Origin of the sequence: Bradyrhizobium sp. RP6 (assembly GCF_003837805.1) — a bacterium.
Lineage (GTDB): Bacteria > Pseudomonadota > Alphaproteobacteria > Rhizobiales > Xanthobacteraceae > Bradyrhizobium.
In genome coordinates this window covers 83,083-103,208 of the sequence record NZ_RQIT01000002.1, presented here as the reverse complement: position 1 = coordinate 103,208, position 20,126 = coordinate 83,083, and the positions used below count along the sequence as shown (strand labels likewise).

The window sequence follows — 20,126 nt, the reverse complement described above, 5'->3', positions numbered from 1 at the left end:
AATCAACCAGGATGTGGGAGGATGCGGCGTCGCCGCCGCAGATGTCCGTGACCGCCCCGGCGCGCCGCAAGCGCCGGGGCGATCAGCCGCCGGTCAGGGTTTCGGCGGCGGGTTCGACGGCGTGTACTGGGCCATCGGATCCTTCTTGGTGAGGTCACAGCCGGCTTCACCCAGCCAGTACGGCTTGATGTCCTCCCAGACCTTCGGGAAGGAGATCGAGTGATCGGCGCCGACCTTGGCGAGATAGATCGTGTGCGACATGTGCTGGCTCTTCGGGTCGATGCAGACCTTGCCCTCCGGCGCGTCCATGCAGACGTCGCCCAGCGCGATCACCTTGCGGATCTCCTCGCGCTTGGTCGACTTCGCGCGCTCCACCATCTGCTTGTAGAGATAGACGGCGAGATAGGAGTTCTCCGCCTCCTGGTTCACATAAGGCTCGCTCGGGAACTTGGCCTTGAACTTGGCGTAGAACTTCTTGCCCTTGGGCGAGTCGATCTCCTCGATGTAGTTGGTGGTGACGAACATGTCCTTCAGGCTCGGCGGCTTGAAGCGCTTGTGCTCGTAGCCCTGCCCGACATTGACCGAGGACGCCATCGGCAAGTTGACGTTTGCGGAGGCCGCCTGCTCGTAATAGGAGGCCTGCGCGGTGCCGACCAGCAGCGTGACAACGAAGTCCGGCTTGGCCTTCTGGATGTTCTGGATGCTCTGGGAGAATTGCGAGACGCCGAGCGGGATGAACTCCTCGCCGGCCATCTTGCCGCCGTTCTCCTTGACGATCTTGCGCACCCACTCCGCCGAGATCTGGCCGAAATTGTAGTCGGCCGCGAGCGTGTAGACGTTCTTGCCGTACTTCTCCATCATGTACGGAATGAGCGTCGAGAACTGCTGCTCGGGCACGGCACCGGTCACGATCATGTGGCCGTCGCAGACACCGCCTTCATACTGGTTGTTGTAGAAGGCAAAACCGTTGAACTGATCGACGATCGGGCGGTACGCCTCGCGCGAGGCCGAAGAGAATCCCGCGAACACGACATCGACCTTGTCGCGCTGGAGCACGCGTCGCATGAACTCCTGGTAGCGGGTGTTGTCGGACTGCGTGTCGTAAGCGACGAGCTCCAGCGGCCTGCCCATGATGCCGCCGGCCTTGTTGATCTCCTCGGCGGCGATCTGGATGGCGTGAACCTTGCCGATCGTGGCCGCTGCGAAGTCGCCGGACTGATCCTCGAGCACGCCGAGTTTGATCGGGTTTTCTGCCGCGAGCGCCGGGTGTGATCCAAGGGGGGATCCGAGGACAAGCGTCCCCGTGAGGGCTGCGGCGCGCAGCCCCCGCAATACAGACTTGCTCATTTTGCTTCTCCTAGATGGCCTGCTTGTTGCCGCCTTGCAGCGTAATGCCGGTCGTGCGACTGGACGTGTCAGGCGGCTTCGCCCGCCTGCTCAGAAACTCCTCGCAATAGAGTTCCATGTTCTGCCGCGCGCGCATGCTCTCGCGGCGGAGCTGTGAATAGGCATCCTCCTCGTCGACGCCCTCCTGCCGCATCAGCAAGACGACGGCCCGGATCACCGCGCGGCGGCCGCGGCGGCGCTCCTCGAGACCCTGCAGGCGCTCATACATCTCGGCGCGCAGCAGGAACTGGTTGATGCCCATAAACAGGGACGTGTAGACCGCGCCGCCATGCACCGGCTTGCGCAGGAATGAGGTCGCGCCAAGATTGACCAGCGCCTTGAGCCGGCTCGGCGCTTCGACGCCAACGAGGCCGATCACCGGCGCCGGCGGCAATCTTGAGGCAGGATTGACCTCGATGGCGACGGCGCCTTCGAGATCGCCGTCGATGAACAGGATGTCACGGTCGGCCTGCAGACTCGCAACATCGATCTGGGCGCGACCGTCGATGATCTCCGGGTACTCCGTGGAAACGCCGAGCTTGGCCAGTGTCGTTTCGAGCGCGCTCTCCCACCCTCCTCGCCTGGTGACGACGATGGCACGGCCGCCCTTGAAGTTCTGCAGCAGTCGGGAGCTCATGATTGCACCACCTTCAAATGCGGAGAGCGCATTGCGCTGGCAAAGCGCGGCGACGACTGAACGAGATAAGGATCTGGGGCGATCGGCTCGCGGGCCTCCAGCAGCACTTCGAACTGCCCGCCGGCGGTCGACCGACCGATCCGAGGCGTGAGCCAGGCGTGGAAGGTCTGGCGGTCGATGCGGACCTCGCCCTGCGGCGCGTGCAGCCGCTGGTCTGCTACGGCGGCGCGTACCGTGCGGGCGTCATCGGTGCCGGCCTGGGACAAGGCCGCTCCGAGCAGCTTGACGGCGATATAGGAGGCTTCCGCGTCCGCCGACGAGACCGGTCCATCCGGAAAGGACGTGGTGTAGGCGCGGATGAAGGCGCCGTTTTCGGCCGAGTTCAGCGAAGAGAAATAGACACTGGAGGACAGATGTCCATCGATCGCATCCGGGCCGATCTCCGGCAATTCGGGCTCCGACAACGTGCAGCTGGCGACCGGGATTTCCGCAGCCTGATCGATGCCGCGCGCGCGGCAGGCGGCCCGGAACGCTCGGAAGAACGCGTAGGCGCTGGTGCCGATCAGATTGTTGAAGACGAAGTCGGGACGCTGGTCGATGATCGCCGCGATCACCTGATCGACCTCGGTGTCGCCGACGGAGAGATACCGTTCGGCGAGCACTGTGCCACCGCGCGCAGTCAGTGCCTCCCGGAAGATGCGGTTGTTTTCCCAGGCCCAGATATAATTAGAGCCGACGCAGAAGGCGCGCGAACCGAGGCGGGATGCCAGGTAGTCGACGAGTGGCAGCACGTGCTGGTTCGGCGCCGCGCCGGTGTAGATGACGTTGTCGGAACTCTCGAATCCCTCGTAGTGAGACGGATACCACAGCAGTCCGTCGAGCTTCTCGAAGCACGGGATCACCTCCTTGCGGCTCGACGAGGTGTAGCAGCCGACCACATGCCGGACGCCGGAACCCAGCAGCTCGAGGCTGAGCGAGCGATAGCTCGCGAGGTCGCCGGACGGATTCACGACCACCGGCTCGAGCGCAATATCGCCACCGCTCGCGTTGATCTCGCGAAAGGCGAGCAGCGCCCCGTTCAGCATCGACCGCGCGACGACGCTGTAGGACCCCGTCGTCGAGAGCATTACCCCGATCCGATATGTCGCCTGCGCCATCACTCGTTCCAAAATGAAAAAGGCGCCCATCGGCTGTTAAGCCGAGGGCGCCCTCGCCGCCAACCGAGCACGCGAAACCCGCGCGATGTTGGAAATGGTTGAAGCTCGCTGCGTTGACGGGCTGAACTGCCCAACGCTTGCTTAGCACGGTCGTTGAGATCAGTTACCAAGTCAAGCGCGTTATTGCAGCGAAAGCTGCTACGATTCGTATCGTGGTGCAGCAAAACTGTGCATCCGATCCGAGCCCACGCGTCGATGCGCCGTAGACATGACGGCACGCCCGAAGTCCCGCTTTGGGGCCTGTCGTGCGCTATCGAAGGTTGCGCGGTCGAACCTGCCGATGGATCCATACCAAGCCAAGTCGTCGGCACCCCCGCTACGAGCGACAGGCATCTCTGCCGGCGCTCGAATTCGCCGGGTATGAATTCCAGCCGGCTGAGCGATATCTGGTATCAAGCCGGCCGCGCACGATCCCACCCTCAGCGCTGGGGTCCACGCACCTCCGACATTTTAAGAATTTGGTAACGATACGAACGTCGCCAAACGCAATAATGCAAATCGCACGCTGCCGATGTCTGCCCCGTAACGACCTTGCTATAAGCCCGGCCACGCGCGATCGACGCTCGCAAAATCGACCTGGTTTCATTGATTGCTCATGAACAAGCTTAGCAATACATTCGACATCGTTATCGAGCAGTCGTTCGACTTTCTGTCTCCGGAATATGCAGAGCTGTTCGATCGCTCGGCCGCCACTGCGTTCCAGCATCCGGTCTGGCTGCATAGCCTCTACACCAGGCTCGCGCCGGAAACGGGCGCAATTCCTTTGGTCGTCGTGGTCCGCCACCGCGCGACGGGGGCCCTCGCGATGGTGCTGCCCCTGCTCCGGATCCAGCGCGGTCCGTTACGAACCGTCGAGTTCGCCGACCTCCGCGTTTCCGACTATTTGGCGCCGGTTTGCAGCCCGGACGCGTTCTCGCAATTGCTCGACGACGCGGCTGCGTGCGCGCAGATTCGGCGCCTTGTGCGTCCTTTCGATCTGCTTCGAATGGTCAAGCTGCCCGACACACGGCTTCCGATCGAAGACCTCCTGGCTGCGTCCCGCCGCGTAGCGATGGACACCAATGCCTACGCGACGGTTCTCGTCGCGCCGTTCGAGCAATGGCGGGCCAGCACGCTCGATCGCTCCTATCAGAAGGAGCTCGCAAAGAAACGTCGTCAGCTCGAGAAAAAGGGCGCGCTGAGCTTCTCGTGCTGCGGCGACAGCGCGTCCGTGCTCGAGGCGCTGGACGTCATGAGGAAGTTCCGGGGTCCGCGCTTTCACGCACAGGGCGACGGAGACCTGCTGCAGCGCCCCGAATATTACGGCTTCTATTCCGACGTCGCGCTTCGCGGCCTGGGCTCCTTTGTCCGCCTCTACGCCATGAAGATGGACGGCGAGGTGATTGCCGCCGTGCTCGGACTATGCCATCGGGGCAGCTTCCTCGTCATCATGAGCGCCTTCGACATCGCCGGCTACAAGAGCCAATCCCTTGGCGCGCTGATGTTCGAGCAGGTGGCGCGGGACTGTATCGAGCGCGGAGATCAGATGCTCGATTTCACCATTGGCGACGAGCCATACAAGAAACTGTTCGGCGGGCAGCCTTCGCCGATGTGGGCGGTCACGCAGGCCGGCAGCGCCGCAGGCGCCATCGCCCTCTTCGCGCTGACGCAGGCTCCCTGGCTCAAGCTGGCGGCCAAGCGGCTATCGGATTTGAGGCTCCAGCCCGCGCGCAACCCAACTCCCACGCGCTGACCGACGGCACGCGAAGGAGGAGCAGAACTCAGGCGCGCAACGCGCCACGGACACGCCCGAGCCAACCGGGGTGCATTTGATCGACGCGGTGTGTCAGACTGCGCCGCAGGAAGTGCAACCGTCGTCGTACGTCCCAGCCGATGTCGCTGCGGGACGTCAGAGCCTCGCGGAAGCGCGCCATCTTCAGCGACAGCTGGTCAGCCGCGATCTTGTCGCGATCGGAATAGAACTGCGAGATCTTCTCTCGGCCCATGCCTGCGGTCACAAGCCACCGCGGCGCGTATTCGGTGCAAAGACGCTCGACGTCCACCAGCAGGCGGGCGACACCCGTGCCGGCGGCGGGACAATTGGTCTGGAACGCATCGCCGATGAGCACGACGCCGGGCTGGAGATGCCCCTCGACGACAGTCAGATCCATCACCCAGTTCTGGACCCGGTCGGTCACGCGGAAATCGCCGAGGTAGTCCCGCAATCCCGGCAGCAGGCGCAAAACCGTCGTTTCCGGCTGGCGACGCAACTCGCGCATGATCGGGTCGGTCGGATCGCGAAACATGAAGAGATTGGCCCGCATGCCGGCACGGACGGGAAACAGGCTGAGATAGTCGATGCCATCCGCCGTACGTTCGCCATAGCAGGTCAGCGCCTCGAAACCGAACTGGGTGCCGTCCCGGCGAGCGATCGTGAAGCCGAACGAAACCGAATGGCGCTCGGCCAGCACACGCCGCCTGATGCCGAGCCTGTAACCCAGTACTCCCGCCATGCCCGTGGCCAGAACAACGAGGCGCGCAGTGACGCGCCGTCCGGAGGCCAGCTCGAGATGCTGGACGTCGTCGCTGCTGCTGATGGCCGTGACCTCGTCGACGATCAGGTTGGATGGATCGGGTATCTGGCTGCGCGCCATGGCGACGAGATCGGCATAGCGAAATCCGTAAGCCTGGCCCATGCTGACATCGACCACCTTGCCCTCCCGTATATTGAGCACCTGATCGTATCGGCAAGCGACATCCTCGAGCGCATTGAGAAAGCCCAGCTTGCGAAACAGCTCCAGCTGATGGCCGCCGATTTTCTCGACCCGGAACTCGTCCGGATAGACCGCCCGCTTGTCGACGAGAGCAACGCGATGCCCTGCCCGCGCCAGCACGGCCCCCGCCAGCGATCCCCCAAGGCCACCGCCGACAACGGCGACGTCCGAGACGATCGTTGCCGTTACGCCCCCATCGATCGGCTCGGTCACGGCTCTATTCGTCGTCAAGGCTCCGGCTCCCAAGGTTAACGGCAATCCCAGTGCAATTCTCTCGCCTGCTGTCGCATCGCGGGGCGAAACGCGATCGTTTCCGGAGATCGAGGTTAATGACCGGAGGCGGCGGGCGCGCTGCCGCCGCTGCGGCACGCGTCTTGCTCGAGTTGCACTGTAGATTCCGGGTTCCGACATCCCGGCGACCGATCTCGCGCGCTATTCCGCATTCGAACGGCCGATCTCGCCTTCTTCGGTCGTCGATGCGGCGCCAGGCCGTCAGTCGGTCGAGCTGAACTTTGCACCAACCGGGACAATGAGGACGACGATGTTCCAGAGTGAAGCAGCCGACGTAGCAGTGATATCGTCGCGCCCCGCGAGATCCTGCATCTCGTCCATTAACACTCGCGCCGTTGCAGCATGCTAGGTTGTCGCCGGTATCGGAACACGTCTCTTCAGGGGAGCGTAACCCCTTAAACCTCCATGATCGAAGCCATCCTCCAGTTCATGCGGCGCGATGTCACGCGCGGCGTTGCCGGGACCATCCTCCTCAAGGTTGGCAGCGGCGTACTCGCGTTTGCATTGTTCTCGCTGGCGGCACGGACGATGTCGCCCGACGGCTTCGGCATCTTTGCGACCTGGCTCTCCGTCGCCCAGATCGCAGCCGTCCTGGGACTGGTCGGCCAGGAATCCCTGCTGGTGCGATTCCTCAACGAGTATCAGGTCAGTGACAGGCCGGACCTCACCAAAGGCGTCCTCCTATCGAGCTTCAAGATTGCCTCGGTCGCAATGCTGATCGTGATCGCCGGGATCGCCATCGTGGCGAGCATGAGAGGCGACTGGTGGCTGCTGATCCTCGCTGTGTCGGCCTACACAGCCGTCAACGCCGCAGTGATGCTTGGGAGCCAGATCGCTCGCTCTCTGGTCAGCATTCTCATGGGCGAAGGAAATCGCGAGTTCTTCTGGCGTGTCATCGTCGTCCTGTTCCTGCTCGTCATGTTGCTCGGCTATCGGCAGCTCGATCCCGCCGAGTTGTTCGCGGTGATGACAATAGCGATGTCGGTGGGCCTGGCGGCGCAGATCATTTCGATCGCACGAGTCTTGCCGGATTTGCGCGATACCCCGGCCCGCACCGAGACGTCCCGCTGGCGATCGAGCGCCCTTCACTTCTGGCTCGCCTCCATCCTTGAAGCCGCCAACCAGTATTTCGACGTCATTCTGGTCTACTGGATGCTGGATCCGGCCACCGCCGGAATCTACTTTGCCGCCTCGCGCCTCGCCAACATCTTCGCCATGCTGTCCGCAGCGCTGTACACTTTCGGCGCGCGCCGGCTTCCGTCGTTGTATTTCAGCAAGAACTACCGGGAGTTCGAGCGGACGTTGCGGCTGATGGCGGAAGTGACCGCGCTTTGCGTTGCCGCGGGTCTCGCCACGATCTGGATCGGCGGCCCCTATCTCCTCAATCTGTTCGGGCCTCATTTCACCGCGCAGCACTCGGTGTTGATCGTGCTCGCAATCGGAACTGCCATCCAGGCGGCCGGCGGCCCGTCTGCTGCGATCCTGCAGCTGACCGGCCATGAACGAATCTATGTGCCGGTCGTCGCCGCCAACGTCGCGCTGCGGCTCGTGGGATTTATCGTGCTCATTCCCTGGCTCGGAGTGCTTGGCGCGGCGATTTCGGCGACGGTGTCACTCGCGCTCGCGACCATCGCCCTGAACATCCTCTGCCGCCGGCGATCCGGCGTGGATCCTTCGGTCCTCGTGCTCTTGCGCTTCTCTGCTTCGAGGCGCGGCAACTATGCAGTTCGCGGCGCGGACTCGAGCGATTAGATGTCATCAGGCCGCGGCTCGGGAAATCCGCAGTCACGCGCCGGCAGCGTGCAAGACCGATTGGTTAACGCACTCGCCGCGCGCCGTCGGGGAAACAGCGGAAATACCGCGCAAACGATGTGGTTGCAAAGGCCTCGCATTAACTCCGTTTGTTGCTAGCCGATGTCCGGGCGATACCCGCATGATAGGTACGGAGTTAAGAAGGTGAAGATTTCGTTGCTTTAACGGTCGGGATCCGTGCTCCACTATCAGCCGAACAAGAAATTGGGCGAGACGAGCGCGACGGCTTTGGCGCGGCCGGACCACGGCGGGCCGAAACCGCACGTGCTTCTTGCGCAAACTCAGGCCGAGAACGCCGGTGCGCAGGAAATCTCGCGGCTTCTTGGCGCCGGGCTCACCGCTCGCGGCTACCGGGTCACCAATCTATTCTTCTTCCGCAAATCGGACTCTTTCGATGAACCGCCGGATACGCTCTACTGCGCGCCGAGCCGGCCAGGCAATCCGGTGGCGCTGCTGCGGATGCTGCGGACGCTCGGCCGCCATATCAGGGCCACGAAGCCCGACGCCGTCCTGACTTTCCAGCATTTCGGCAACGTCATCGGCGGTGGCGTCACGCGCCTCGTCAGCCGTGCACCGGTTGTCGCAAATCAGGTTTCATCCGCGCTGTCGATGAGCTGGCCGGTTCGCACCGCCGACATCGTCATGGGCAGCCTCGGCTTCTTTGACTGCATCACACTCAATTCGAAGGACATGCAGCGCGAATATTCGCGCTACCCCGCGGCCTACCGGTCGCGCATGGTGCATGTGCCGCACGGCTTCGACGACAAGGCCCTCATCCTGTCGAAGGAGGCTGCACGACACAGGTTCAACCTGCCGCCCGACTGCGTCCTGCTCGGCTGCGCGGCAAGGCTGCATCCGCACAAGCGGCTCGACATGGCGATACGTCTCTTGCCCGATCAACCATCCTGGCACCTTGCGCTTGCCGGCCAGGGAGCCGACGGGGCCCGGCTGAGGCTGCTGGCGAGCGACTTGAACGTCTCGGGCCAACTGCATTGGCTCGGGGAGATTCCTCCCAGCCGGATGGCGGACTTCCTGGCCAGTCTGGACGTATTCGTCTTTCCGACACAGGCGGAAACCTTCGGTCTGGCCGCCGTCGAGGCCGCAAACGCCGGTGTTCCCTCCGTCGTGACTGATCTTCCCGTCCTGCGCGAAGTGTTGTCCTACGAAGGGAGACCGACCGCACTCTTCGTCGACACCTCCGATCATGCGAAGCTCTCCGCAGCCGTCTCCGCGCTGTTGACGGACAAGCACCTGAGCGACGAACTGCGACAAAACGCCAAAGGTCTGAAACTGCGCTATTCGGTAGATGCCATGGTGGAGGAATACGTTCGTATTCTCGACCGGGTCATTTGACATGATCCGTTGAAATCGATTGGTTCGACATGATCATCGAGTTCCGCTGTGAACGCGAGTACGCGCGGCAATGGATGGCCCGCGAGACGCTGTCGATCGACGGCCGGGACGTTCCGGTTCAGATTGTATGGGCGCCAACGTCGGAGCCGCGGCCCGCAGGTCTCGACGCCCTGTTCGAGCTCGAACGCGTGGTGCTGCGCAAGGGCAAACATGGCGGCGCAGACAGGCTGAAGATCATTTCGGAAGGGGCGCAGGCTTTTGGCGGCACCGCCGACATGATCGTCGATTTTTCGGGCGCCGCGCGGGATCCGGACTGCTCTGCCCGGCTGTATCTGCGTCCGCTGTTCAACGGAGTCGCGGGCGAAAATGCCGCCCTCGCCGCCATTCTCGCCGGCGACCTGCCCGTGATCGACATCGTCAACGAGGTCGACGGTTCGGTCCTCGACCGCGGCCATCCATCCGGAGAAATTGCCGCGGGCCTCAGCGGCGCGCTCGAAACCGTCATGGCGCGAACCCTGACCATGGTGGCGGCGGTCCTGTCGGGAAGGCCGCGAATTGTGCCGCAACTGGCGCCTCCCCCCGGCGATGGCTTGCGCCGCGGACCCGTCGGCTATGTCGCTCACGGCCTTGCCGCATCGATCGCCAAGGAGATCTATCGCCTCTGCTGCTATGCCCCCCATTGGCATATCGGATGGCGCTTCAACGACGGCCCGGGCGTCTGGCAGACCGGAGATCTATCCGGCCCAAGCTGGAATGTTCTGGGGGATCCTGGAAACCACTTCTACGCCGATCCCTTTCCGATCACGTGGCAGGGGCGCACATTCGTCTTCTTTGAGGATCTCGATCACCGCGTCGGAAAAGGCATCATTTCGACGATCGAGTTCAATGACGCGGGGCCGGTCGGCGAGGTGATGCCGGTGCTGGAGGAGGCCTGGCACCTCTCCTATCCGTTTCTGATCGAAGACGGTGGCGCGCTGTGGATGATCCCGGAGAGCTCGACCCGCGGGGACGTCGCCCTCTACAAATGCGTTCGGTTTCCGGACAAATGGGAGCGATATGCGACGCTCCTTTCCGGCCTCGAGCTGGCTGACGTCACGATCACGCGGCACAACGGCCTGCATTATCTGTTTGGCGCCTGGCGCGACGGCACGGGTGGCTATTCGGATTCCCTGGCGATCTACTACGCCGACCGCCTCTTGGGGCCCTGGTCGGCCCACGCCAGCAATCCGGTCCTGATCGACCGCGCAAGCACGCGGCCGGCCGGGAATTTCGTCACCCTCGATGACAAATTGTGGCGACCGGTCCAGGATTGTGCCGACGGATACGGCGCGGCGCTCGCCCTGGCTGAGGTGGTCGACCTGTCGCCGACGGAGTTCAAGCAGATCGTCCGCCACTCTCTAAAGCCCGGACCGCTATGGTCCGGCAGGAAGTTGCACACCTTGAACCGCTGCGGCAGGCTCGAGGTGATCGACGGATCGCGCGTCCAACCCAAGACGCGTGCTTTCGCGAGCAGCTTCCCATCGGCCATTCTGTCACCCCTGACCACTCCGCATACTCTCCGCTGAAGCCAGCGGCGCGCTCATATGGCAGATAGCGCACGTGCGTTGGCGACGGACCGGCATCAATCTAGATACCGTCCGTCATCTCGTGTCTTGGACGCTCGCGAGCAACGACGTCTTACTGCGAGCGATCCGAAGTCCAGCCCTTGTACTCGGCAACGTTGTCCCTGGTCACGAGCTTGGAAGGCAGGAGCTCGACGGTCGAGGCCGGTTTCTGGCCGTTGAGAATGCCGACACCGACCTGCACGGCCCGCCGCGCCATGAAGAACGGATCCTGAGAAGCCGAGGCTTGGATCTGCGGCGACTGCGGATCCTTCAGCGCCGCCTCGATGTCGGGTGCGCCGTCGACCGCCGTGATGACGATGCCCGTGCGGTTCTGCTGGCGCGCCGCAAGGTCGGTGCCGATCGCCTGCGGGTCGTTGATGGCGAAGATGGCGTCGATCTTGGGAAAGCGGGTCAGATAACCCTGTGCGACGGTGAGACCGCCCTCGCGCGAGCCCTTGCCGTCCTGATCGCTGGACAACACCTTGATTCCAGGATTCTTCGAAAACACGTTCTTGCACCCGACGACACGGTCGATGACCGCGGAGACCTGCGGCCCGTTCTCGATGATGACGTCGCCCTTGCCCCCCAATTTGTCGACGATGTACTGGCAGGAGATCTCGCCCGCCTGCACGTTGTTCGTCGTTACTGTGGCATCGGCGCCTTCGGCCGCGGTGTCGACAGCGACGACGACGATGCCCGCGCCTTGTGCCTTCTTGATCGCCGGCCCGATCGCCTTGGGATCGCCGGGGTTCAGCAGGATCAGGTCGACGCCTGCGGCGATGAAATTGTCGATCTGGGTGACCTGCTTGCCGAGATCGTATTCGAAGCCGACCGTCGTGATCTTCACGTTGGGATTGGTTTTCTTCGCCTCGAACTCGGCGCCCTTCGACAGCGCGACGAAGAACGGGTTGCCCATCGATCCCAGCGAGACGCCGATCGACTTGAGGTCCTTGGCGAAGGATGGCGCGGTGGTGAGCGCAAGCACCGTCGCGGCGCCGGCGAGCATGATCGTCTTCAACATGGACTTCCTCCCTGGTCTGTCTTCGTCCCCGGCGCGGCAGACCAGTTGCCGCAGCGGAATTCGCATCGAGCGGGCGCGCGCCGGCGCTCTCAGGTCCTGGCCGACCCCTGCAGCCGGTAACGATCCAGCGCCACGGCACCGATGATCACCAGGCCCTTGATCACATATTGCCAGATGTCGGAGACGCCGATGAGGATGAGGCCGTTGGACAGGACAGCGATGATCAGCGCGCCGACCAGCGTGCCCCAGATCGAGCCGATTCCGCCGACGAACGAGGTGCCGCCGAGGATCACGGCAGTGATCGCATCGAGCTCGTAGGACTGACCGAGCTGCAAGCCGTTGGCCGCATAAAGCCGTGCCGCCTGCATGGCGCCGCCGAGCCCGGCGAAAAGGCCCGAGACACCATAGACAAATATCAGCACGGCCCAGACCTTGATGCCGGCAAGCCGCGCCGCGCTTTCATTGCCGCCCACTGCATAGATGTGCACGCCGAGCACGGTCCGGCGCAGCACCAGCCACGAGACGAGGATGACGAGCAAGGCGATCACCGAGAGCCAGGGGATCGACGCCACGCCGGGGATGAGCGTCAGCGAGCCGTTGCCGATGAAGGCGTAGGGAATGGATGGATTGAACACGGTGGTGTCGGCTCCGAGCAATCGCGCCAGGCCGCGCACCGCCGTGAGAGAGCCGAGCGTGACGATGAAAGGCGGCAGGCGAAGGAGCGCGATCAACGCGCCGTTGACGACGCCAAAGCAAAGGCCCGTGAGCAGCGCGGCCGGCAGCCACAGCATTCCGAGTTCCGGCAGCCTGGAGAGCGTCAATCCGGCCATTGCGGAAGCCGCCAGGATCGAGCCGACCGAGAGATCGATGCCGCCGGTGAGGATGACGAAGGTCATGCCCGCGGCGAGCACGGTGTTCACGGCGGCCTGCTGCAGCACGATACCGAGATTTTGTCCGGTGAAGAAGCGGCCCTCGGACAACAGGTGAAAGCCGATGCAGAGGATCAACAGCACGGGCAGCATGCCGAGCGCGCTGATCAGCCCCCTCACCTGCTGACGCCTTGTCTCTGCGGCGGCGCCGTTGGTCGTCGTCGGAGCGGGCCGGGCCTCGGAAGCGGCATTGTCAGGCATCGAGATGCTCCATCCCCGTGGCAAGCCCCATGATGTCTTCCTGCGCCAGCGGCGAATGCGAGCCGCGGCTGACCTCGCCGGCGATGTGCCCGGACCGCATGACGACGACGCGGTCGCAGATGCCGATGATCTCGGGCAGATCGGACGAGATCACGAGGATCGCGGTGCCGGCCTTGGCGAGGTTGTCGATGATCGAATAGATCTCGGACTTGGCGCCGACGTCGACGCCCCGCGTCGGCTCGTCGAGGATCAAGACCTTCGGCGCAATGGCCAGAAGCCGCGAAAGCAGCACCTTCTGCTGGTTGCCGCCGGACAGCCCACCGGCGGAGACGCCGACATTGGCGGCGCGGATGCTGAGCCCCGCAAAGGCCCTGTCGGCGCGCTCGCGCGCCTTGTCACGATCCAGGAACCAGCCGAGCTTCGCATCACGCCCGAGCACGGCGAGATTGATGTTGTCCAGACACGACATGTCGAGAAACAGGCCGAGCGCCTTCCTGTCTTCCGTCAGATAGGCGATGCCGGCCTCGAGCGCCTCGCCCGGCGTGCGGATCTCGACCGGACGTCCCTCCAGCTCGAGCCGTCCGGAGGTTTTCGGTGACGCACCGATGATGAGATGCGCAAGCTCGGTGCGACCGGCGCCGATCAGGCCGGCGAGGCCGACCACCTCACCCGCATGCACGGTGAGCGAGCAGCCCTTGACGCGCCCGCCATCGGCCATGTCGATCGCTGCGAGCACGGGATGTCCCCGCCCCGCCTCCGGATCGTGATCCTTCTTGTAGAACGAGGAAACGTCGCGTCCAACCATCAGCCGAACGATGCTGTCGGCGCGGATCTCGGGCTTGTCGAGCGAGCCGACCAGCCGACCGTCGCGCAGCACGGTGACGCGGTCGCCGAGCGCGTAGACCTCGTCCATGCGATGCGAGATGTAGATGATGGCGAGCCCCTCGGCACGAAGCTGGCGGATCAGCGCGAACAGCCGCTCGCTCTCGGCAGCCGACAACGAGGTGGTCGGCTCATCCATGATCAGGATTTTCGACCTCGCGTGCAGCGCGCGCGCGATCTCGACGAGTTGCCTCTGGCCCATCGAGAGATGCGCCACCAGCGTCGATGGCAGGAAATCTGCGCCCAGCCGCTTCACGATGGGGCCTACGCCCTCGCGCATGGCGCCACGCGCCAGCAAGCCTGCACGCGACATCTCCCGGCCCAGATAGATGTTCTCGGCCACAGTGAGATTGGGAGCCAGCGATAGCTCCTGATAGATGATGGAGATGCCCGCCGCACGGCCTCCGAGCGGACCTTCGATCCGGACCGGCCTTCCTTCGATGCGGATCTCGCCGCCGGGATCAGGGCGGTAGGCGCCGGACAGGATCTTCATCAGCGTCGACTTGCCGGCGCCGTTCTCACCCATCAGGGCGTGAATTTCGCCGGCATAGACGGTGAGATCGACGGAATGCAGCGCCTTGATGCCGAAGAAGGTCTTCGAGACCCCACGCATCTCGAGGATCGGATCGTTCATCGTGCCTCCCGGCGCACAATGCGTTTCCCACCCGCGTCTCGTTAGCGCGGTTTGATCATTAAACAAAAGCGAGTGACGCAGGGCAATACCGAAGGCGAGTATACCGAAGTATGCAAACCAGATGAGGCCAGCTAGTGGCGCGGCCGATACAGTTCGCGCCAGGCGGGAAGCCGTTCGGCGTAGGCAGCGACCAGTGCAGCGTTGGGCTCGAACGTTTCGATGCGCTGCGGACGCGTGCACACGGCGCCGATTGCCTCACCCGTGACAGTAAGCCGCCCCAATCTCGCCGCACCGAACGCCGCGCCGGTCTCACCGCCGGCAAAGCGATGAACCGGAACATTCAGCACGTTCGCCAGCACCGAGAGCCAGAACCGGGACCGTGAACCACCGCCAATGACATCGGCTTCCGCAATCGCGATGCCGGCATCCGCGAGCGCGTCGCGACAATCAGCGAGCGCGAAGGCAACGCCTTCGAGCACCGCCTGCACGATCGCCCCGCGGTCGGTGTCGTGGCTCAGGCCATCCAGCATGCCACGCACCGCGGGATCGTCGTGCGGCGTCCGCTCGCCTGCGAGATAAGGCAGGAAGCTCACCGGCGACGGCGCCCGCGGGCGCGCTCCAAGCGGCGCCAGCAGCTCGGCCTCGGTGACGCCGAACAAGCGCGCGGCCCAGGCGACGCAGGAGGCGGCCGAGAGGATCGCGCCGGCCTGAATCCACATGCCGGGAATGGCATGGCAGAACGTGTGCACGACGCGATCGGGATTGGCGGCAATCCTGTCACTGGGCGCCAGAAGGGCACCCGAGGTTCCCAGCGATACGAACGCGGTTCCCGGTCGTATCGCGCCGATGCCGATGGCACCAGCCGGATTGTCGCCGGCGCCGCCCGCGATCACGGGCTGTCCAGTCATACCCCAGCGCCGCGCGAGCTCACCGCGCAGCCTCGCCGCGGGCACACATCCTTCAACCAGGCGCGGCATGTGCTCGCGCGACAGTCCGGTCGCGGCCAGGCTTGCGTCCGACCAATCCCGGCGCGCGACGTCGAGCCATAGCGATCCCGACGCATCCGAGACGTCTTCGACGGTCTCGCCGCTCAGCACCAGGCGCAGATAGGCCTTTGGAAGCAGAACGAGTCTGGTCGCCGCAAAGATATCCGGCTCGTGCGTCGCGACCCAGAGCAGCTTCGGCGCGGTGAATCCCGGCATCGCCTTGTTGCCCGTCGTCGCACGCAAGGCGGGCCAGCGTTGCTCCAGGATACGACACTCGGCGGCGGAGCGTCCGTCGTTCCAGAGGATGCAGGGCCGCAGCGGCCTCGAACTCGCGTCGAGCAGTATCGCGCCATGCATTTGGCCGGACAGCCCGATCCCATTGACCGCCGCCAGCGCGCTGGCATGCGAGGCCTTCAGAGCATCCAGCGTGGCGAAGGCCGCATCGATCCATTCCGCGGGGTCCTGCTCGTAATAGCCCGGTTGTGGCGAGGCGGTCGCGAGCGGCCGGCTCTCGCTTGCAATCACCCGCTGGGCATCGTCGACGAGAACGGTCTTGACTGCCGAGGTGCCGAGATCGATGCCGAGATACATGGATGCTTCCCGCTCACTTGGCCGCGTCGATCCAGATCCCCGGCTCCGAATGCTCGCGGATGTGGCTGACCAGGAAGTCCGAGAAGACCCTGATCTTGGCCGGCAGCCTGACGCGGTTTTGATAGGCGATGTTCATGGTGAGCAACGGCAGCTGCCAGTCCCTCAGGACCGGCACCAGCCGGCCGGCCGCGATATCGCTCTGCACGATGTAGAGCGGCTGGATCAGGATGCCGAGCCCCGCGCGCGCCGCACCACAGATGATCTGGCCGTCATTGCTGTCGAGCGTCGGCGCGATCCGAATGGTCTGCGTCGTGCTGCCCTGGCTGAGCCGCAGCGAATAGGGATCGTTGGCGAGATTGTAGATCAGCATGTTGTGGCGGGCGAGATCGGCCGGATGCTCCGGCCGGCCATGCTTCTCCAGATAGGCCGGCGACGCCGCCAGCACGCGGTGCATCTGACCGATGCGGCGGACGACGATGTTTGAATCCGGCTCGTGCTCGCGCGTGCGGATCGCGACGTCGATGCCGGCCTCGATGAAGTCCAGATAGCGGTTTGCGCTGATGATCTGCACGCTGAGATCAGGATAGAGCGCGCGGAAGGCAGGCAGCATCGGCGCGAGATAGATCATCGCGAAGGACAGCGAAGACGTCACGCGCAGCATGCCCTTCGGCGACAGCGCACGGTCGGAAACCGCGTCCTCGGCCTCGGCCAGCTCGTTCAGGAGCGTGCTGCACCGCTGCAGCAGTTCCTGTCCCGCTTCGGTCAGCCATTGCCGGCGCGTATTGCGCTCGATCAGCCGCACCGCAAGCCGCTCCTCGAGCGCACTGAGATGACGGCTCGCGGCCGCGTTCGACATCCGCAGGATTTCGGCAGCTTTGGAAAGGCTGCCGAGCTCAGCGGTTTTGGAGAAGACCTCGAGTTGAAGCAGCCGGTCCATTTTTGCGAAATAAGGAAAAGAGACTTACAAATTTTGACCTTTATTTCCGATTTCTGCAAGGCAAAATGGCGGCAACAAAGCAGATTGCAGGCGAGGAAATCAGGAAATGTCAGGCCCGATCAGGCACATCGTGATGTGGCGACTGCGCGGGGAGACGCCCGCGGAGCGCTCGGCCGCCCGGCTCAAGGTCAAGACCCTGTTCGAGGGCCTCAAGGGCCGGATCGACGGCCTCACCCATATCGAAGTCGGCATGGACGTCAGCGCTGTCGACTACGCCTGCGACGTGGTTCTGCTTTCCGAATTCACGGATCAGGCGGCGCTTGCCGCCTATGCCAACCATCCGGAACATCTGCGCGTGCGCGAGGCGTTGGGCGACTTGCGGATCGGACGCTTCCAAGTCGATTATCCCATCAAAGAGACCGGCGCATGATCGGTTCGTTCACCTTTGAAAACCTGCCCTGCCGCGTCGTGTTCGGCAGCGGAACGCTGGCTTCCGCCAAGGTTGAGGTCGAGCGGTTCGGCGGCAAACGCGCGCTGGTGCTGACGACGCCGCAGCAGGAGGCGCAAGGCAAGAGCTTGGGCGCCGCGCTCGGCCCGCTCTATGCCGGCCTGTTTTCCGGCGCGACCATGCACACGCCGGTCGAGGTCACGGAACGGGCGCTCGCCGCGCTGAAGGCGTGCGAGGCGGATTGCGTCGTCTCGCTCGGCGGCGGATCGACCACGGGCCTCGGCAAGGCGCTGGCCTTGCGCACCGGCGTCAACCAGCTCTGCATCCCGACCACCTATGCCGGCTCCGAGATGACGCCGATCGTCGGCCAGACCGTGAACGGCCTGAAGACCACGGTGCGCGATGCGGCGATCCTGCCGGAGACTGTGATCTACGATGTCGATCTGACGCTGACGCTGCCGGCGAGCTTGGCTGCGACATCGGGCATCAACGCCATCGCCCATGCGGTGGAAGCGCTCTACGCGCGCGACGCCAATCCCGTGACCTCGCTGATGGCGGAAGAAGGCATCCGCGCGCTGGCCCGCGCCCTGCCCGCGATTGCCACCAGAAGCGACGACCGCGAGGCCCGCACCGAGGCGCTCTATGGCGCATGGCTGTGCGGCGTGTGCCTCGGCACCGTCGGCATGGCGTTGCATCACAAGCTCTGCCACACGCTCGGCGGCACCTTCGATCTGCCGCACGCCGAAACCCACACCATCGTGCTGCCGCATGCGCTGGCCTACAACGCACCGGCGGTGCCCGACGCGATGACGCGCATTTCGCGCGCGATCGGCGCTGCCGATGCATCGCAGGGGCTTTTCGAACTCGCGAAGCGGCTGGGTGCGAGGGTCGCGCTGCGCGATATCGGCATGCCCGAAAGCGGCATCGACGAGGCGGCCGACCTCGCCGTCACCAATGCCTACTGGAATCCGCGACCGCTCGAGCGAAACGCCATCCGTGACCTGATTACACGCGCCTGGGCCGGCGAGCCGCCGGGCGCCATCAAAGCTGCGGCTTGAAGCGATGCGGCGCACACTGATCAAATCAGCCACCGTCATCAGCATGGATGACGCGGTCGGCGATCTTTCGAGCGGCGATGTGCTGGTCGAAGGCAGCCGGATCGTCGACGTGCGCCCATCGATCGAGCTCGGCAGCGGTGCCGCCGAGACCGAAACTGTCGACGGCGCCGGGCGCATCCTCATCCCCGGCCTGATCAACGCGCACATGCACACCTGGCAGACGGGCCTGCGCGGCTATGCCGCGAACTGGACGCTGCTCGAATATTTCCGCCGCATGCATGCCGGGCTCGCGACCGTGTTCCGGCCGGAAGACATCCATATCGCGACGCTGGTCGGCGCGCTGAACCAGATCAATCACGGCGTCACCACGCTGGTGGACTGGTGCCATAACAATCCGACGCCCGACCACACCGACGCCGCGGTGCGCGGCCTGATCGAGAGCGGCATTCGCGCCGCGTTCTTCCACGGCTCGCCGAAGCCCGAGCCGAAGCCGGGTGAGCCGCATTTCTCGGAAGTGCCGCATCCGCGCCGCGAGGTCGAGCGGCTGCTCGCAGGTCCCCTCGCCGACCGCGACGGCCTCGTCACGCTCGGGCTCGCCATTCTCGGCCCGCATTACTCGACGCTCGACGTCGCCATGCACGATTTCCGCCTGGCGCGAGAGCTCGATCTGATCGCATCGATGCATCAGGGCGGCGGTCCGGCCAAGACGCCCGGCGCTTGGGAGAAGCTGATCGAGGCCGGCCTCGTCGGCGTGGGCGTCAACGTCGTCCATGGCAACGATCTGCCTGACGATCTCCTTGACCGGATGGTCGATCTCGGCGTGTCCTTCTCGGTGACGCCTGAGAACGAGATGATCCAGGGCCATGGCTTTCCGATCACCGGACGTCTCCTCAAGCGCGGCGTGCGACCGACTGTCGGCGTCGATCTCGAATCCGTGCTGGCGGGCGATCTGTTCTCCGCCGCCCGCGTCGCGCTCTCGATGCAGCGGGCGCTCGACAATGCGGAGTCGCGCAAGACCAGCGGCGCCATTCCGGCGACGACCACGATTCCCGTACGCGAGGCGTTGCGCTGGATCACGACGGAAGGTGCCCGCATGCTCGGCCGCGAGAGGCAGATCGGCTCGCTGACGCCGGGCAAGCTCGCCGACCTCGTCATCATCAACGCCTCCGATCTCAATCTTGTCCCGGCGCATGACCCCGTCGCCACCGTCGTGATGCAGGCGAGCCTCGCCAACATCGAGGCCGTGATGATCGGCGGCGCCTGGAAGAAACGGAACAGCCGGTTGCTGGCCGAGGGGCTGGAGACGAAGAAGGAGCTGCTGGCGCAATCCGGCCGGCGGCTGGTGCGAGACATCGAACGACAGGGACGCGCTGCCTGACGGCGCCA

Annotated in this window: 16 protein-coding genes; 7 read left to right on the top strand and 9 right to left on the bottom strand. The window is 64.4% G+C overall.

Annotated features, from left to right (window positions below; genetic code table 11):
- Positions 1 to 93 precede the first annotated feature (93 nt).
- The 3 genes from EHH60_RS05330 to EHH60_RS05320 are packed head-to-tail and all read right to left on the bottom strand — an operon-like array spanning position 94 to position 3,180.
- Positions 94 to 1,347 carry an urea ABC transporter substrate-binding protein gene (locus tag EHH60_RS05330; protein WP_124158438.1) on the bottom strand — a complete coding sequence of 418 codons (1,254 nt, stop codon included), beginning with the start codon at positions 1,345 to 1,347 and terminating at the stop codon, positions 94 to 96.
- Between the two features lie 10 nt (positions 1,348 to 1,357).
- Positions 1,358 to 2,023 carry an ANTAR domain-containing response regulator gene (locus EHH60_RS05325; RefSeq protein WP_124158437.1) on the bottom strand — a complete coding sequence of 222 codons (666 nt, stop codon included), beginning with the start codon at positions 2,021 to 2,023 and terminating at the stop codon, positions 1,358 to 1,360.
- Positions 2,020 to 3,180, bottom strand: coding sequence for a transporter substrate-binding domain-containing protein (locus EHH60_RS05320; protein ID WP_124158436.1), 1,161 nt, complete (start codon positions 3,178 to 3,180; stop codon positions 2,020 to 2,022). Before EHH60_RS05320 ends, EHH60_RS05325 begins: the two co-directional genes overlap by 4 nt.
- 655 nt (positions 3,181 to 3,835) lie before the next feature.
- Here EHH60_RS05320 and EHH60_RS05315 point away from each other — a divergent pair.
- On the top strand, positions 3,836 to 4,972 hold the full coding sequence (locus tag EHH60_RS05315; RefSeq protein WP_124158435.1) for a GNAT family N-acetyltransferase: 1,137 nt from the start codon (positions 3,836 to 3,838) through the stop codon (positions 4,970 to 4,972).
- Between the two features lie 28 nt (positions 4,973 to 5,000).
- Here EHH60_RS05315 and EHH60_RS05310 read toward each other — a convergent pair whose 3' ends face one another.
- Positions 5,001 to 6,224, bottom strand: coding sequence for an FAD-dependent oxidoreductase (locus EHH60_RS05310; RefSeq protein ID WP_199751354.1), 1,224 nt, complete (start codon positions 6,222 to 6,224; stop codon positions 5,001 to 5,003).
- A 465-nt stretch (positions 6,225 to 6,689) separates the two neighbouring features.
- On the opposite strand from EHH60_RS05310, the gene EHH60_RS05305 reads away from it, so the two are divergent.
- The 3 genes from EHH60_RS05305 to EHH60_RS05295 all read left to right on the top strand — a co-directional run bounded on the left by EHH60_RS05305 (position 6,690) and on the right by EHH60_RS05295 (position 11,014).
- Entirely contained in the window at positions 6,690 to 8,036 is a 1,347-nt protein-coding gene (locus EHH60_RS05305) for a lipopolysaccharide biosynthesis protein (protein ID WP_124158434.1), read from the top strand.
- A gap of 237 nt (positions 8,037 to 8,273) precedes the next feature.
- Positions 8,274 to 9,449 (top strand): glycosyltransferase family 4 protein, encoded by a 1,176-nt coding sequence (locus EHH60_RS05300; RefSeq protein ID WP_124158433.1) that lies wholly within the window; start codon positions 8,274 to 8,276, stop codon positions 9,447 to 9,449.
- A 29-nt stretch (positions 9,450 to 9,478) separates the two neighbouring features.
- Positions 9,479 to 11,014, top strand: a complete 1,536-nt coding sequence (locus tag EHH60_RS05295; RefSeq protein WP_124158432.1) for a glucosamine inositolphosphorylceramide transferase family protein — start codon at positions 9,479 to 9,481, stop codon at positions 11,012 to 11,014.
- A 112-nt stretch (positions 11,015 to 11,126) separates the two neighbouring features.
- Here EHH60_RS05295 and EHH60_RS05290 read toward each other — a convergent pair whose 3' ends face one another.
- From EHH60_RS05290 to EHH60_RS05270, 5 genes are all read right to left on the bottom strand, one after another.
- On the bottom strand, positions 11,127 to 12,074 hold the full coding sequence (locus EHH60_RS05290) for an ABC transporter substrate-binding protein (RefSeq protein ID WP_124158431.1): 948 nt from the start codon (positions 12,072 to 12,074) through the stop codon (positions 11,127 to 11,129).
- Positions 12,075 to 12,163: 89 nt separating this feature from the next.
- On the bottom strand, positions 12,164 to 13,204 hold the full coding sequence (locus EHH60_RS05285; RefSeq protein WP_124158430.1) for an ABC transporter permease subunit: 1,041 nt from the start codon (positions 13,202 to 13,204) through the stop codon (positions 12,164 to 12,166).
- Positions 13,197 to 14,720 (bottom strand): sugar ABC transporter ATP-binding protein, encoded by a 1,524-nt coding sequence (locus tag EHH60_RS05280; RefSeq protein WP_124158429.1) that lies wholly within the window; start codon positions 14,718 to 14,720, stop codon positions 13,197 to 13,199. Before EHH60_RS05280 ends, EHH60_RS05285 begins: the two co-directional genes overlap by 8 nt.
- Before the next feature lie 131 nt (positions 14,721 to 14,851).
- Positions 14,852 to 16,297, bottom strand: coding sequence for a xylulokinase (gene xylB / locus EHH60_RS05275; RefSeq protein WP_124158428.1), 1,446 nt, complete (start codon positions 16,295 to 16,297; stop codon positions 14,852 to 14,854).
- A gap of 13 nt (positions 16,298 to 16,310) precedes the next feature.
- Positions 16,311 to 17,234: a LysR family transcriptional regulator gene (locus EHH60_RS05270; RefSeq protein WP_124158427.1), complete on the bottom strand. Its 924-nt coding sequence runs from the start codon at positions 17,232 to 17,234 to the stop codon at positions 16,311 to 16,313.
- 106 nt (positions 17,235 to 17,340) lie between these two features.
- Here EHH60_RS05270 and EHH60_RS05265 point away from each other — a divergent pair, with 106 nt between their 5' ends.
- Genes EHH60_RS05265 through EHH60_RS05255 form a run of 3 tightly spaced genes read left to right on the top strand, consistent with a single transcriptional unit; the run spans position 17,341 to position 20,118 of the window.
- A complete protein-coding gene (locus EHH60_RS05265; protein WP_124158426.1) occupies positions 17,341 to 17,664 on the top strand; it encodes a Dabb family protein in 324 nt (107 codons plus the stop codon).
- A complete protein-coding gene (locus EHH60_RS05260; protein ID WP_124158425.1) occupies positions 17,661 to 18,740 on the top strand; it encodes a maleylacetate reductase in 1,080 nt (359 codons plus the stop codon). Before EHH60_RS05265 ends, EHH60_RS05260 begins: the two co-directional genes overlap by 4 nt.
- A 4-nt stretch (positions 18,741 to 18,744) precedes the next feature.
- Positions 18,745 to 20,118: an amidohydrolase family protein gene (locus EHH60_RS05255; RefSeq protein WP_124158424.1), complete on the top strand. Its 1,374-nt coding sequence runs from the start codon at positions 18,745 to 18,747 to the stop codon at positions 20,116 to 20,118.
- Positions 20,119 to 20,126 lie beyond the last annotated feature (8 nt).